Source organism: Saccharopolyspora galaxeae (assembly GCF_016526145.1).
GTDB lineage: Bacteria > Actinomycetota > Actinomycetes > Mycobacteriales > Pseudonocardiaceae > Saccharopolyspora_C > Saccharopolyspora_C galaxeae.
Window position 1 is genome coordinate 12061 of the sequence record NZ_JADDUE010000008.1, and the last position, 15076, is coordinate 27136.

Consider the following 15076-nt stretch of genomic DNA (forward strand, 5'->3'; position numbering starts at 1 on the left):
CGCACACCGGGAAAGCGTCCTAATGCTCGCCCCAGGTGACCGGCATGTGCGCCGGTCCGCGGGTGGACAACCCGTTCTTCCACTCGATTCCGTCCTCGGAACCGGCGAACCGCAGTCCGGGCAGCCGCCGCAGCAGCGTGTCCAGCGCGACCTGCAACTCCATCCGAGCCAACGGCGCGCCGAGGCAGTGGTGCGGCCCGTGCCCGAAACCGACGTGGCTGGCTTGCGCCTCCCGCTCCAGGTCGAGCCGTTCGGGGTCGGTGTAGACCGACTCGTCGCGGTTGGCCGAAGTCGTGGTCGGCAGCACCGGCTCACCCGCGTGCACCGTCACGCCACCGAGTTCGACGTCTTCGAGGGCATAGCGCGGAGTGCCCGCACCGACCCCGAGCGGGACGAAGCGCATCAATTCCTCCACGGCGCGCGGCACCGCGGTCAGGTCGGCGCGCAGCTGCGCGAGCTGGTCGGGATGCCGCAGCAGCACGTACACGAAGTTCGGGATCTGCGATGCAGTGGTCTCGTGCCCCGCGACCAGCAGCGACTCCGCCAGCGAGAGCATCTCGTCCTCGGAGAGCCGGTCGTCCTCGTCGCGCGCGGCGACCAGCGCGCTGAGCAGATCGTCCCGGCCTTGCTCGCGGCGCTCGGCGATCAGCCCGGTCATGTACTCGCGCAACAGGTCCACGCACTCCCGCACCTGCTCGGGCGTGAACTTCGTGGTGGACAAGAAGGCATCGGACCACACGCGGAAATCGGCCCGGTCCTCGAACGGCACGCCAAGCAGCTCGCAGATGACGGTGATCGGCAGCGGCAGCGCGAAGTCCTCCACCAGGTCGGCGGGAGTTCCGGCCGCGACCATCCGATCGACCAGACCGTCGGCGATCTCCTGCGCCCGCGGGCGCAACCGCTCCACCCTGCGCTGGGTGAACGCCTTCATCACCAGCCTGCGCAGCCGGCTGTGCTCCGGCGGGTCCTTGCTCAGGATGTTGCCGGTGGCGCCGAGGTGCGGCCGCAACCGCGGTTCGTCCCGGCCCACCCCGGCCGCTCTGGAGAACCGCGGATCGCCGAGCACCAGCTTGACGTCGTCGTAGCGGGTCGCCAGCCACGCGGGCTCGCCGTAGGGCAACCGGACGCGGATCAGCGGCTGCTGCGCGCGCAACGCCGCGAACAACGGCTCGGGATCGAGCCGTTCGGGTTCGCTGAACGGGTAGCGCTTGGGTTCCACTGAGGTCATCGGCCGCCCCTCGCTGAATTCGTCGCACCGGCCCGCCGTTCGCGGACCCGCGTTCGGCGCCTGCCATTTAGTTGCACCGTAGCATCTAATTCAGCTGATTTAAACCGCTTCGAGTCCGCCCGCGGCGTGGCTCGTCGCGGTGCGACACGTGCGACAGCTGCGCCGAATCCGCGGCGGCGGGCGACTAACCGGCGAACGCGGCCCGCTGCTGCGCGCAGATCTCGGCCAGGGCTTGCGGGGCCGATCGGCACAGGCGCGGGAACGACAGGTAGCCGTGCGGCATCCCCACGTACTCGGTCAGCCGGGTGGGCACTCCGGCCTCCTGCAACGCCGCGGCGTAACGCGCGCCGTCGTCGCGGATCGGATCGTGCTCGGCGATCTGCACGAGCGCGGGCGGCAGCCCGGAAAGGTCCGCGAACAGCGGCGAAGCATAAGGGTGCCGCGGGTCCTGACCGCCGAGGTAGTGATCGCGGAACACGGTGGTGTCGGCCTTGCTCAGGATCGGGGCGTCGGCGTTCTCATCGATCGACGGGCTGCTGCGGGTCAGGTCGACCCCCGGGTAGATCAGCGCCTGGTGCGAGATCCGCGGCCCGGAGCGGTCCCGGGCCATCAAGCTGACCACCGCGGAGAGGTTCCCGCCCGCGCTGTCGCCCATCACCGCGACGCGCTCGGGATCCGCGCCGAACTCGGCGGCCCGGTCCACCAGGTCGACCAGGGCGGCGTAGCAGTCCTCCGGAGCCGCGGGCCAGCGGTTCTTGGGCGCGAGCCGGTAGTCGACCGAGACGACCACCGCGCCGGTGGCGGCGCACACCTGGCTGCACAACCAGTCCGACTGGCTCAGCGAACCCAGCGTCCAGCCGCCGCCGTGGTAGTTGACCACCAGCGGCAGTGCGCCCGTGGCACCGCGCGGCCGGTAGCTGCGGACCGCGATTCGGCCGGTCTCGCCCTCGGCCGAGCCATCGGTCAGCGCCACGCCGTCGGCGACTCCGCCGAAAAGCAGGTCGGTCGCGGCGTTTCGCGGAACCGTCTTCTGCTGGAGTTCGAGCAGGCGGGCCTCGTCGAGGTCCGTAACCGGCCGCAGCTTCATCAGCCGGCCGAGCAGCCGCACGCGCAGATCGAGCTTCGCCATCGTGTCCTCCCGTCGCCGTTGCCGGTGGCCACGCTACCGACGGCCGCCAGTGCGGCGATGATCGGGAAGCCCGGCACCGTCGTCCACTATGGACTCGCGGCCCCGAGGAACTAGAAGCTGCGCAGCACCGACACGACCACGCCGAGGACCACGGCCTCGTCACCGTCGATGACGTCGTAGTCCGCGTTGCGCGGCTCCAGGAAGACGTGCCCGTTGCGGCGGCGGTACACCTTCACCGTCGCCTCCTCGTCGAGCATGGCGGCGACGATCTGGCCCGAATGCGCCTCGGGCTGCTGGCGCACCACGACCATGTCCCCGTCGCAGATCGCCGCGTCGACCATCGAGTCACCGCGCACACGCAGCGCGAACACGGTGCCGCGCCCGGCGAGTTCGCGAGGCAGCGCCAGCACGTCGTCGGTGTGCTCGTCCGCCGCGATGGGCGCGCCCGCGGCGATGTCGCCCACCACCGGCACGGTCACCGAGTCGTCGGCCGGTTCCGCCGCGCGCGGCTCGTGCAGGAAAGCGCGCACGTCCATCGGCCGGGACACCGAGGTGCCGCGGCGCAGGAAACCCTTCTCCTCCAGGCTCGCCAGGTGCTTCGAGACCGACGACGAGGAGCGCAGACCGACCGCGTCACCGATCTCGCGGGTGCTCGGCGAATATCCGTAGCGCACCACCCAGTCCCGGATCGCGACCAGGATCCGCTGCTGGCGCGGCGGCAACGTGGAGGTGTCCAGGTGCTCGAGATCATCGAATGCGGTCATCCGCCGAATTTTAAATCCCGGCACCGGAAAACGAGCCACCGGCACGGGTTCGGCGAGGCGCGCGGCTCGCCGGTCGCTGCATCGTCCGGCCCGTGATTGCCTCGCCCCGGCCCGCCACTGCGGCCCGCGTCAGCGACCGCGCGTGGTGACCGGCACCGAGCCGCCTTCGCGCGCACCTGCTGGCCACTCCGATCCATCCGATTGAACCGTTACACATCAACTCAGCACATGCCCGCGGGAACATCGATCCGCAACCCACCCACAGCGATCAAACAGCTCGCGGTGACATCGATCTTCCCGGCATATAACGGGAGTTTCACCGCTGAGCGGAACGGGGCCTTGTCGGCGGCACCGCCTGCCCCTATGGTGGTCCGCACTTTAAAACGATTCACCTACCGTGCGGCACCACCCCGGCGCCTGCGACATCAAGGCCGATGGACAGGAGGACCAATGGGGGTCCGATCAGGCAGCAAGCGCACGACGGGCTGGCGGGCCACCATCGCCGTCGCCATGTCGAACTACATCGAAGCGGGCTCGATCATCGCCATCGCCACCAGCCTGAGCCTGTGGCAGGACCGGTTCGGCCTGGACGACCTCGCGGTCGGGCTGCTGGCCTCGCTCAGCGCCAACGCCTTCGGCGCCGCGGTCGGCGCGGCCATCGGCGGACCGCTCTGCGACCGCTACGGCAGGAAGTTCATCTACACCTACGACCTGCTGCTGTACATGCTTGGCGTGCTGCTGGCGGTGTTCGCCGTCTCCTACGGGATGCTGCTGACCGCGTTCGTGCTCACCGGCATCGCGGTCGGTGCGGGCGTGACCGCGTCGTGGACCTACATCGCCGAGGAGGCCCCCGACCACCAGCGGGCCGCGCACGTCGGCACCGCGCAGCTGGCGTGGTCGATCGGGCCGATGATCGGCTACCTGCTGGCCGTGCTCGTCGGCCCGCTCGGACTGCTCGGCAGCCGGTTGATCTTCGCGCACCTGTTCGTGGTCGCGGCCGTGACCTGGTGGGTGCGCCGCGGGCTGGCGGAGTCCGAGATCTGGCGCAGCCGCAACGAGGAACCGGGCGCGCAGATGTCCTTCCTGGGCAGCCTGCGCGGCCTGTTCAGCAAGAAGGCGAACCTGACGGCACTGCTGTTCCTGTTCGGCGTCTATGCACTGTGGAACGCCGTCGCCGGGCAGGCCGGGATCTTCCAGCCGCGCGTGTACGACGCCGCAGGCGTCACCTCGGAGACCGAGCAATACCTGCTGCAAGTCCTGCTGTGGGGCTGCACCAGCGCGGCCACCTACCTCGGGTTCATGCTGCTCGCCGACCGGGTCAGCCGCCGATGGCTGTATTGCGGCGGCGCCGCGCTCGGCATCCTCGCCTGGGCCGCGCTGATCTACGCGCCCGCGAACACCTTCACGTTGCTGTTCTTCGCCATCGGCTGGGGCGTGTCCGCCGGGGTTGGCGCGCAGGCGTTCTACGGGCTGTGGACCAGCGAACTGTTCGCGACCCGGTATCGCGCCAGCGCGCAGGGAGTGCTGTTCCTGGCCGCGCGGGTGCTGGTCGGGCTGCTGAGCGTGTGGTTCCCGGTGCTGCTGACGCGGATCGGGCTGGACGGGCTCGGACTGCTCATCCTCGCGCTGCTGACCGCATCGCTGCTCATCGGTACATTGTGGACTCCGCGCACGCGGGGCAAGAGCCTGCGCCAGATCGAGCAGGAGCGCTACGGAACAGCGCCCACATCGGACGCGGTGGTGGCCTGATGCCCCGAGTCTGTTTCCAGTTGCGAGTCGATCCGGACCGCCTCGACGAATACCGGCGCAGGCACGCGGCCGTCTGGCCGGAGATGCTGCGTGCCATCGAAGCGTCCGGACGGCGCAACTACTCGCTGTTCCTGCGACCCGACGGCTTGCTGATCGGCTACTACGAAACCGACTCCGCGGACCGCTCGGACGCCCGCCTCGCGGCGTCGCAGGTCGCCGCGGTCTGGGAGGAACACATGGCCGAGCTGTTCATCGGCGGGCGCGCCGACCGGTCGGCCACGATCCTCGAAGAGGTCTTCCACCTCGAAGACCAACTCGCGTCCAATGTGCACGACCCGAGCGAAGGAGACCGAGAATGACCACCCCGGCTGGTTTCGGCGAGATCACCGACACCCTCGCTCGCCAGTCCATCGAGCTGCCCAGCTGGGCGTTCGGCAACTCCGGCACCAGGTTCAAGGTGTTCGGCACGCCCGGCACGCCGCGCACGCCGCAGGAGAAGATCGCCGACGCCGCGAAGGTGCACGAACTCACCGGACTGGCACCGCAGGTGGCGCTGCACATCCCGTGGGACGACGTGGACGACTTCGCCGCGCTCAAGGCGCATGCGGAAGGACTCGGCATCGCGCTGGGCACGGTCAACTCCAACACGTTCCAGGACGAGGCCTACAAGTTCGGCAGCCTCACGCACTCCGATCCCGCGGTGCGGCGCAAGGCGATCGACCACCACTTCCGGTGCATCGACATCATGCACGCCACGGGTTCGACCGATCTGAAGATCTGGCTCGCCGACGGCACCAACTACCCGGGCCAGGACTCGCTGCGCGCGCGGCAGGACCGGCTCGCCGAGTCGCTGGCCGAGATCTACGGGCGGCTCGGTGCGCAGCAGCGGCTCGTGCTGGAGTACAAGTTCTTCGAGCCGGCCTTCTACCACACCGACGTGCCCGACTGGGGAACGTCGTTCGTGCAGGTCAGCGCGCTCGGCGAGCGGGCGTTCACGTGCTTGGACACCGGGCACCACGCGCCGGGCACGAACATCGAGTTCATCGTGATGCAGTTGCTGCGGCTGGGGAAACTCGGCTCGTTCGACTTCAACTCGCGCTTCTACGCCGACGACGACCTGATCGTCGGCGCTGCCGATCCGTTCCAGCTGTTCCGGATCCTGCACGAGGTCGTCGCGGGCGGCGGGCTCGACGAGGACTCGCCGGTGCGTTTCATGCTCGACCAGTGCCACAACATCGAGGAGAAGATCCCCGGGCAGATCCGCTCGGTGCTCAACGTGCAGGAGATGACCGCGCGCGCGTTGCTGGTCGACCGCGCGGCGCTGGCCGAAGCGCAGGCACAGCACGATGTTCTGGGTGCGAACGAGGTGCTGATGGACGCCTTCCAGACCGATGTGCGACCGGCCCTCGCGCAATGGCGCGCCTCGCGCGGGCTGCCCGCCGAGCCGCTGCGCGCCTACGCCGAATCCGGACACCAGCAGCACTTGGCCGAGCAACGCGTCGGCGGCGCGCAGGCCGGGTGGGGTGCTTGATGAACGACCGAGCAGGAAAGGACGACGACCGCGTGGATTTCAGGGCAGTCAAGGAAGAACTGATCGCCCGCAGCAACCGGCTGGGGGCCGACCCGAAGAACACCAACTACGCGGGCGGCAACACTTCGGCCAAGGGACGGGACATCGACCCGGTCACCGCGGCGCCGGTCGATCTGCTGTGGGTGAAGGGTTCCGGCGGTGATCTCGGGACGTTGACCGAGGACGGGCTCGCGGCGCTGCGGCTGGACCGGCTGCGCGCACTGTCCGATGTGTACCCGAGCGTGGACCGCGAGGACGAGATGGTCGCGGCCTTCGACCACACCCTGCACGGCAAGGGCGGAGCAGCGCCGTCCATCGACACCGCGATGCACGGGCTGGTGGAGGCCGACCACGTCGACCACCTGCACCCGGACAGCGGGATCGCCATCGCGACCGCCGCCGACGGGCCGGAACTCACCCGCGAGATCTTCGGCGAGAAGGTGGTGTGGATTCCGTGGCGCCGCCCCGGATGGCAGCTCGGCGAGGACATCGCCGAGATCAAGCGGCGGAACCCGGCCGCGATCGGCACCGTCCTGGGCGGACACGGGATCACCGCGTGGGGCGGCACCAGCGAGGAATGCGAACGCAATTCGCTGTGGATCATCGACACCGCGGCCGAATACATCGCCGAGCACGGCAAGCCGGGGCCGTTCGGCCCGGTGCTCGACGGCTACGAGCCGCTGCCGGAAGCCGAACGGCGCAAGAAGGCCGCCGCGCTGGCACCCGTGCTGCGCGGGCTGGTCAGCACCGACAAGCGCCAGGTCGGGCATTTCACCGACAGTCCGGAAGTGCTCGAATTCCTGGCTCGCTCCGAGCATCCCCGGCTGGCCGAGCTGGGCACCAGCTGCCCGGACCACTTCCTGCGCACCAAGGTGAAACCGCTGGTGCTGGACGTGCCCCCGAACGCTTCGATCGAGGAATCGGCCGAGCGGCTCAGGCAGCTGCACGAGCGATACCGCGCCGACTACGCGGCCTACTACCAGCGGCACGCCACTGTGGACTCACCGCCGATGCGAGGCGCGGACCCGGCGATCGTGCTGGTTCCCGGCGTGGGCATGTTCAGCTACGGCGCGGACAAGCAAACCGCCCGCGTGGCCGGGGAATTCTACGTCAACGCGATCAACGTGATGCGCGGAGCGGAAGCGCTGTCGCACTACTCCCCCATCGACGAGCGTGAGAAGTTCCGCATCGAGTACTGGGCCCTGGAAGAGGCGAAGCTCCAGCGGCGCCCGGCGCCGAAGCCGCTCGCGACCAAGGTCGCGCTGGTCACCGGTGCCGCCTCCGGCATCGGCAAGGCCACCGCCGCACGACTCGCCCGCGACGGCGCCAACGTCGTGCTCGCCGACGTCGACCGAGCCAAGGCACGGGAGGCAGCGGCCGAACTCGGTTCGGCGGACGTGGCCGTGGGCGTGGCCGCCGACGTGACCGACGAGGACGCCGTCGCGGCCGCGGTCGAGGCGGCCGTGCTGGCTTTCGGCGGACTCGACGTGGTGGTCAACAACGCGGGGCTGTCGCTGTCGAAACCGCTGCTGGAGACGACCGCGGCCGACTGGGACCTGCAACACGACGTGATGGCGAAGGGCTCGTTCCTGGTCAGCAAGGCGGCCGCGAAAGTCCTCGTCGAACAGGAACTCGGCGGCGACATCGTCTACATCGTCTCGAAGAACGGCGTTTTCGCCGGGCCGAACAACATCGCCTACTCGGCCACCAAGGCCGACCAGGCACACCAGGTCCGGCTGCTGGCCGCCGAACTCGGCGCGCACTCGATCCGGGTCAACGGGGTCAATCCCGACGGCGTGGTGCGCGGCAGCGGGATCTTCGCCGGTGGCTGGGGTGCGCAGCGGGCGAAGGTGTACGGGGTTCCGGAAGACGAGCTGGGCGCCTTCTACGCGCAGCGCACGCTGCTCAAGCGGGAGGTGCTGCCGGAAAACGTCGCGAACGCGGTTTTCGCCCTGCTGGGCGGGGATCTCAGCCATACGACCGGTTTGCACGTGCCCGTCGACGCAGGTGTCGCGGCAGCGTTCCTGCGTTGATGAGGAGGCGGCATGAGTGATGCGGTGGCCGCGGTCGACCTCGGCGCCACCAGCGGCCGGGTGATGCTCGCCCACGTCGGCCCGGACGAGTTGCGGATGCGCACCGTCTCCCGGTTCCCGAACCGGCCGGTGCGCACCCGCGACGGGCTGCACTGGAACGTCCTGGAGCTGTACCGCGACATGTGCGACGGGCTAGCGACAGCGTTGCGGGAAGCGAGTTTGGCCGGTCTGGCCATCGATTCCTGGGCAGTGGACTACGCGTTGCTGCGCGGCGGCCGCGTGCTCGGCCAGCCGCACCACTACCGGGACGACCGCAATGCCGCGGCGGTCGATGCCGTGCACGAGTTGGTTTCTCCGCAGGAGTTGTACGAGCTGAACGGCTTGCAGCACTTGCCGTTCAACACCACGTTCCAGCTCGCCGCGGACCGGCGTTCGGGTTTCCTGGCGCTGGCGGATCGGATGCTGCTGATCCCGGATCTGCTCACTTACTGGCTCACCGGGGAGCAGGTCGCCGAACGCACGAACGCTTCCACGACGGGTTTGCTCGACGTGCGCACCGGCGACTGGTCGCGGCAGCTGACCGACCGGCTCGGAGTCGAGCACGGCCTGCTGCCGCCGCTGGTCTCGCCGGGAGACCGGATCGGCGAGGTCTCACCGGAGATTTGCGCGCAGCTGGGCACCGATCGGCCGCTGCCGGTCACCGCGGTGGGTTCGCACGACACCGCTTCCGCGGTCGTGGCAGTGCCCGCCGAAGGCGAGGATTTCGCCTACATCTCGTGCGGTACCTGGTCGCTGGTCGGTGTCGAGGTGGACCGGCCGGTGCTGTCCGAAGCGGGCCGTGCCGCGAAGTTCACCAATGAGCGCGGTGTCGACGACCGGATCCGCTACCTGCACAACGTGATGGGGCTGTGGCTGCTGAGCGAGTCCGTCGCGCAGTGGAGCAGGACCGACCCGTCGGTCGAGCTGGAGCCACTGCTGGCCGAGGCGGCCGAGGTGCCGCCTGGAGCCGTCCCCGTCTTCGACACCGACGACGCGCGGTTCCTGCCGCCGGGCGACATGCCTTCGCGCATCGCGGCGTGGCTGGCCGAGCACGACCTGCCGATTCCGGGAACCCGCGGCGAATTCGTGCGCTGCATCCTGGAAAGCCTCGCGGCGGCCTACGCGCACTCCATCGACCAGGTCGAACGACTCACCGGCCGTTCAATGTCCACAGTGCACATCGTCGGCGGCGGCTCGCAGAACGCGTTGCTGTGCCGGCTCACCGCCGATCGGACCGGCCGAACGGTGATCGCCGGCCCGGTCGAGGCCACCGCCCTCGGCAACATCCTCGTGCAGGCCCGCACCGCCGGCGCGATCACCGGCAGCCTCGAATCCCTGCGGGCACTCGTGCGCCGCACCTGCGACCTGCGCACCTACACCCCGTTCCACCAGGAGTGAACGGACTGCTAGACCAATCCCGTTCGCTCCGAACCCACCTACGCCGTTCGCGTGGCTGATGCGCGAGTCGGCGCCACGCTGCCCGCACTGGAGCGTTCCGAGTGAGCGGACCGTTCGTCCAATCCAGCCGGTCCAACGGTCCGCTCACTCCGAGCTGCGGTGCTCCGTTCACTCCGATCGGCCGACGACGTCGAAAGTCATGGCGCGGGCGCTGCCGAGGTAGTTGGCCGGGTCGCAGAGCTCGTCGATGCGGTTCTCTCCGAGCTGCTCGACGAGTTCGGGATGGTGGCGCAGCTCGCGGGCGAGGTCGTCGCCCCGCTCGATCGCGTTGCGGCAAGCGTCGTAGACCACTTCGTGCGCGCGTTGCCGCCCGAGCACGGGCGCGACGGCCATCATGACGGCCTCGGCCACGATGAGGCCGCCGGTGCGCGAAGTGTTGTCCCGCATCCGGTCGACGTCCACTTCGAGCCCGCCGAGCATGAATTCGGCCTGGTGCAACGAAGAAGCCGCGAGCTGGAAGGCTTCCGGCACGGCGGCCCATTCGAGGTGCCACGGGCCGGTGGCCCGCTCGAAGTCCTGCATCATCGCGTCGAGCATCGAAGAAGCCTTGTCCCGCAGCAGTTTCGCGGTGGCGACCAGCAGTTCGCTGGAGATCGGATTGCGCTTCTGCGGCATGGTCGAGCTGGCGCCGCGGCCGGGCACGAACGGCTCGGCGAGTTCGCCGAACTCCGACGAGCACATCATCATCACGTCCCACCCGATCTTGCCGAGCGAGCCGCCGATCGCGGCCAGCAGCGAGACGATCTCGTTGAGCCCGTCGCGCGCGACGTGCCAGGTGATCCCGGGGTCGCGCAGCCCTAGCTCGGTCGCGAGCGCGGACCGCACTGCGAGTCCTTCGGGGCCGTCGCCCAACGATGCGAGGGTTCCCGCAGCGCCGCCGAACTGCACCATGAGATCCCGTTCACGTGCTTGCGCGAGCCGTTCGCGGTGCCGGTCCAGCGCCGAAACCCAGACGGCGGCCCGGAATCCGAACGTCACCGGCAGCGCGTGCTGCAGATGCGTGCGGCCGGCCGCGACGGTGTCCGCGTGCTCGGCGGCCAGTCGGCGCAGCGCAGCGCGCACCCGGTCCAAGGCCGCCGCGACCAGGTCGAGCCCGTCGCGGCATTGCAGCATCGTGGCGGTGTCCATGATGTCCTGAGTGGTCGCTCCCCAGTGCAGGTAGCCGCCGGCCTCGCCGCACTGCTCGGCGAGCTGGGTGACCAGCGGCAGCACCGGGTAACCGACGTTCCCGGTCTCGACGCGCAGCCGCTCGTGGTCGAGCGAATCCGGAAGGACCGAGTCGGTGATGGTCTGCGCGGCCTCGTGCGGCACGACACCGGTCTTCGCCTGCGCTCGAGCGAGCGCGGCCTCCGTTTCGGTCATGCGCGCGACGAACGCGGTGTCGCTGAAGACCTCGCGCATCTGGGCGGTGGAGAACATGTCGCGGTAGAGGAAGGAATCGAAGACTGAGCTGTTCACTGTGGACTCCCAGAGGTCGCGGCTGTGGTGCGCGCGGACGGTTCGGCGGGCTCGGACTCGTCGGCTTCGCGGTCGAGCACGGCTGGATCGGCGAGGACTTCGCGCAGCCGCGCGCGGTCGAGGTCGCCGTTGAACCGCGCGATGACCACGGTGGCGACGACGTTGCCGAACGTGTTGCAGGCCGAAATGGCCATCGACATCACCCGGTAGACGCCGAACAGGATCGCGACCCCGTCCACCGGCAGGTATCCGGTGGCGGCCACCGTCGAGGCGAAGACGACGAACGTGCCGCCGGATACCGTGGCCGCGCCCTTCGAGGTCAGCAGCATGATCAGCAGCAGCCCGAGCTGCTGTTCCACACCCATCGGCACGCCGTAGGCGTTGGCCAGGAACAGCGTGCACAGCGCCAGGTAGATCGAGGTGCCGTCCAGGTTGAACGCATATCCGGTCGGCATCACCAAGCCGACCGTCTGCCGGGACAGGCCCATCCGCGGGAGTTTCTTGAGCAGCCCGGGCAGTCCGGCTTCGGACGAGGCGGTGCCGAGCACCAGGGTCAGCTCGGTGCGCACCGCCCGCAGCAGCCGCAGCACGCTAACCCCCGCCGCGAGGCAGATCCCGCCGAGCACGACCAGGACGAACAGGATCACCACGATCCAGTACTCCGCCACCAGCTCGGCCAGCGCCAGCAGCATCGCCGAACCGTTGGTGCCCACCGAGTACGCGATCGCACCGAAGGTCCCGATCGGCGCGAGCCGCATGATCACGTTGATGAGCGCGAAAAACCCTTCCGAGACCGTTTCCAGACCCGCGGTGAACCGCGCCTGCACCGGCGGCGCGAGGGTCAGCACGCCGATACCGAGCAACACCGCGATCACGACGACCTGCAGCAGATGGCCGGAGCTGAACGCGCCGACGAAGTTGTCCGGCACGACCGTGGCGAGGAACCCTTCGTCGCCGCCTTCGCCGGAGGGGACCTCCTCGGCCGCGCCCGCTCCCTGGAGCGCCCCGGCACCGATGCCGACGCCGGAGAGGTTGCCCGCCAGCAGCCCGAGCAGCAGGGCGACGGTGGAGACGACCTCGAAGTAGATCAGCGCGACCAGCCCGGTCCGGCTCGCCTTCTTCAGATCGCCCGCCGCGGTGATGCCCATGACGACGGTGAGGAACACCAGCGGCGCGACCCCGATCTTGATCAGATCCAGGAAGGTGTCCCCGACGACCTTCAGGTTCGCCGAGAACTGCGGAAACGCCGCGCCGACGGCGATCCCCAGCGCGATCGAGATCAGCACCTGGTTGCCGATTCCCGCGTACCAGCGGCGTTTCGGGCGGCGGCCCGGCGGCGGCTGCTCCGCTGATCCCATGCTCGACACCCCTCTGCGTCTAGACACATTTTATGTCTAGACACATTGCGGTGCGGTTGGGCCGGTTGTCAACCGACGGACCGCGAGTTACGCGGAGGGGCCGGACCGCACGAGCGTGGTCCGGTAGCTGAACGTCTCCGCGGGGTGCACGCCCACGGTCGCCTCGAACAGCTCGCCGTCCGGGTCGTAGTAGCAGCGCACGAACTCCAGTCCGGGGCTGCCCGGTTCCAGGTCGAGCGCGTCGGCAGGCTCGTGCGGCAGCGCGACGGCGCGAACCTGCTGCACGACTCGGTGGGTGGATCGCCCGGTGCGTTCCTGCACGAGATCGCTGATCAGCCGAGTGCTGCTGCCGAGGTCGTCGGCGATGGCCGCGGCGTCGTCCGGCGAGAGGTAGACCTGCGACCAGGAAACGGCCGAACCGTCCGGCGCCCGCCGCAGCGTGGTCAGCCGCGTGCGGACGGCACCGGCAGCGAGCCCGGTCACCGCGGCCAGTTCGGCGTCCACGGTGATCCGCTGCGTGGCGGTGATCTCCCGGACCGCGTCCCGTCCGTACTGGGTCAGTTCCTCCAGGCTGCCCAGCGAGGTGTCGAACCGCTGCGCCGGGGCGGACCGTTCGACGCGGGTTCCGTCCCCCTTGCGCCGCGAGACCAGGCCGCGCGACTCCAGCTCGCGCAGCGCGTTGCGCAGGGTCTCGCGGGAGACCTGGTACGACGACGCCAGCTCCGGCTCGGGCGGCATCCGCTCCCCGACCGCCCAGCGCTGGTGAGCGATCTCGCCCGCCAGGCCGCGGGCGATCTGCAAGTAGCGCGGCTCCTTCGCCCCGTTCACAGCACGCGCGTCCATACCGCACAGCATCCCACGTCGCGCGCAGGTTGATACGCCGCGACATACGACCGGTTGATCACTCGGCCCACGAACTCCTGCCGAAAACCGCAAAACGCACTCGCCCGGATTTGCCCGGCGTTACGGTTGGCGCCGTCGAATGGTCGCGGATCCGGCGTCCTCGCGGGTCCGCTGCCCGAGGGGGAATCATGAGATCTTCCGCGTCAGACCCGTTCGATGGACCGGCGAGCAGCACCGATCCGATCGTGATCGATCCGTTGGTGCGCGATCTCGACGGCGAGACCCGCGCGCTGCGCGCGGCCGGTCCGCTGGTGCGCGTCGAGCTGCTCGGCGTACCCGCGTGGTCGGTCACCCGCCACGCCGAAGCCAGGCGGTTGCTCACCGATCCGCGGCTGGTCAAAGACATCGGGCGGTGGAAGCTGTGGCGCACCGGTGCGGTCACCCGTGCTTGGCCGCTGATCGGCATGATCGACCCCGGGCGCTCGATGTTCACAGTGGACGGAGCGGAACACCGGCGACTGCGCGCGAAGACGGCGCAGGCGATGACGCCGCGGCGGCTGGAGAACATCCGGCCGTTGATCGCCGGCACCGTCCGGGAGCTGCTCGACGAACTCGCCGCACAGGGCGAGCACGGCCCGGTCGATCTCAAAGAGCTGTTCGCGCAGCCGTTGCCGATGGCGGTGATCAGCGCGCTGATGGGCGTTCCGGCCGACCTGCGCGCTCGGCTGCACACGCTTTACAAGGCGTTCTTCTCGATGCTGACGCCGCAGGACGAGCGGCTGGCGGTCTTCGCCGAACTCGACGACATCTTCCTGGAGTTGGTGCGGGCGCGTGCCGCCGAACCCGCCGACGACCTCACCAGTGCGCTGATCACGGCCGAGGAAGGCGGCGAACCGCTCACCGAGCAGGAAGTGCTCGGCAACCTCAAAGCGATGGTGGGCGCGGGGCATGAGACGACGGTCAGCCTGATCCTCAACGCCGTGCGGGCGCTGCTCGACCACCCCGATCAGCTGCGCATGGTGCTGGCCGGCGAAATCGGCTGGGATGCGGTGATCGAGGAGGCGCTGCGCTGGGACACGCCGACCACGCACCTGCTGATGCGGTTCGCCACCGCGGACATCGAAGTCGGTGGCGAGGTGATCCGCGAAGGCGATGGAGTCGTGCTGTCGTATCGCGCGATCGGCCGGGACACCGGGCATCACGGGCCGGACGCGGACGAGTTCCGCATCGACCGCGCCGATGCGGCCAGGCACATGACCTTCGGCCACGGCCCGCACGTCTGCCCAGGAGCGGGACTGTCCAGAATGGAGGCCGGTATCGCGCTTCCCGCGCTGTTCGAGCGGTTTCCCCGGCTGCGCGCGGCAGTGCCCGCGGTGCAGAACCAGCCCGTGCTCACACAGAACGACCTGCAGGAGTTCCCGGTCTTGCTGCACGGTGGTTGATCCGG

General features: G+C 69.5%; 12 protein-coding genes. 6 read left to right on the forward strand and 6 right to left on the reverse strand.

Annotation, left to right across the window (positions count from 1 at the left end):
• Window positions 1-19: 19 nt before the first annotated feature.
• The 3 genes from INP57_RS18645 to lexA form a co-directional block, all read right to left on the reverse strand.
• Window positions 20-1228 (reverse strand): cytochrome P450, encoded by a 1209-nt coding sequence (locus tag INP57_RS18645; protein WP_200071558.1) that lies wholly within the window; start codon window positions 1226-1228, stop codon window positions 20-22.
• A gap of 184 nt (window positions 1229-1412) precedes the next feature.
• Window positions 1413-2357, reverse strand: a complete 945-nt coding sequence (locus tag INP57_RS18650; protein ID WP_200071559.1) for an alpha/beta hydrolase — start codon at window positions 2355-2357, stop codon at window positions 1413-1415.
• 110 nt (window positions 2358-2467) lie between these two features.
• Window positions 2468-3121 (reverse strand): transcriptional repressor LexA, encoded by a 654-nt coding sequence (lexA, locus tag INP57_RS18655; RefSeq protein ID WP_200071560.1) that lies wholly within the window; start codon window positions 3119-3121, stop codon window positions 2468-2470.
• Window positions 3122-3571: 450 nt separating this feature from the next.
• Between lexA and INP57_RS18660 the strand changes: the two genes are divergently transcribed.
• From INP57_RS18660 to INP57_RS18680, 5 genes are read left to right on the forward strand one after another with little or no spacing between them, the layout of a single operon-like run.
• Window positions 3572-4870: an MFS transporter gene (locus INP57_RS18660; RefSeq protein WP_200071561.1), complete on the forward strand. Its 1299-nt coding sequence runs from the start codon at window positions 3572-3574 to the stop codon at window positions 4868-4870.
• The gene (locus INP57_RS18665) at window positions 4870-5229 is read left to right on the forward strand and encodes an L-rhamnose mutarotase (RefSeq protein ID WP_200071562.1); all 360 of its coding nucleotides are present in this window, start codon (window positions 4870-4872) and stop codon (window positions 5227-5229) included. Before INP57_RS18660 ends, INP57_RS18665 begins: the two co-directional genes overlap by 1 nt.
• Window positions 5226-6401 (forward strand): L-rhamnose isomerase, encoded by a 1176-nt coding sequence (rhaI, locus tag INP57_RS18670; RefSeq protein WP_200071563.1) that lies wholly within the window; start codon window positions 5226-5228, stop codon window positions 6399-6401. Before INP57_RS18665 ends, rhaI begins: the two co-directional genes overlap by 4 nt.
• A gap of 32 nt (window positions 6402-6433) precedes the next feature.
• Window positions 6434-8473: a bifunctional aldolase/short-chain dehydrogenase gene (locus INP57_RS18675; protein ID WP_307850161.1), complete on the forward strand. Its 2040-nt coding sequence runs from the start codon at window positions 6434-6436 to the stop codon at window positions 8471-8473.
• A 12-nt stretch (window positions 8474-8485) separates the two neighbouring features.
• Window positions 8486-9910, forward strand: a complete 1425-nt coding sequence (locus INP57_RS18680; protein ID WP_200071565.1) for a rhamnulokinase — start codon at window positions 8486-8488, stop codon at window positions 9908-9910.
• Between the two features lie 168 nt (window positions 9911-10078).
• Here the strand turns inward: INP57_RS18680 and INP57_RS18685 are convergent, their stop codons facing one another.
• From INP57_RS18685 to INP57_RS18695, 3 genes are all read right to left on the reverse strand, one after another.
• Window positions 10079-11428, reverse strand: a complete 1350-nt coding sequence (locus INP57_RS18685) for a class-II fumarase/aspartase family protein (protein ID WP_200071566.1) — start codon at window positions 11426-11428, stop codon at window positions 10079-10081.
• Window positions 11425-12786 carry a cation:dicarboxylate symporter family transporter gene (locus INP57_RS18690; protein ID WP_200071567.1) on the reverse strand — a complete coding sequence of 454 codons (1362 nt, stop codon included), beginning with the start codon at window positions 12784-12786 and terminating at the stop codon, window positions 11425-11427. The genes INP57_RS18685 and INP57_RS18690 overlap by 4 nt, the downstream gene beginning before the upstream one ends.
• An 87-nt stretch (window positions 12787-12873) precedes the next feature.
• On the reverse strand, window positions 12874-13629 hold the full coding sequence (locus INP57_RS18695) for a GntR family transcriptional regulator (RefSeq protein WP_200071568.1): 756 nt from the start codon (window positions 13627-13629) through the stop codon (window positions 12874-12876).
• Between the two features lie 245 nt (window positions 13630-13874).
• Here INP57_RS18695 and INP57_RS30380 point away from each other — a divergent pair, with 245 nt between their 5' ends.
• Window positions 13875-15071 carry a cytochrome P450 family protein gene (locus INP57_RS30380; protein WP_200071569.1) on the forward strand — a complete coding sequence of 399 codons (1197 nt, stop codon included), beginning with the start codon at window positions 13875-13877 and terminating at the stop codon, window positions 15069-15071.
• Window positions 15072-15076 lie beyond the last annotated feature (5 nt).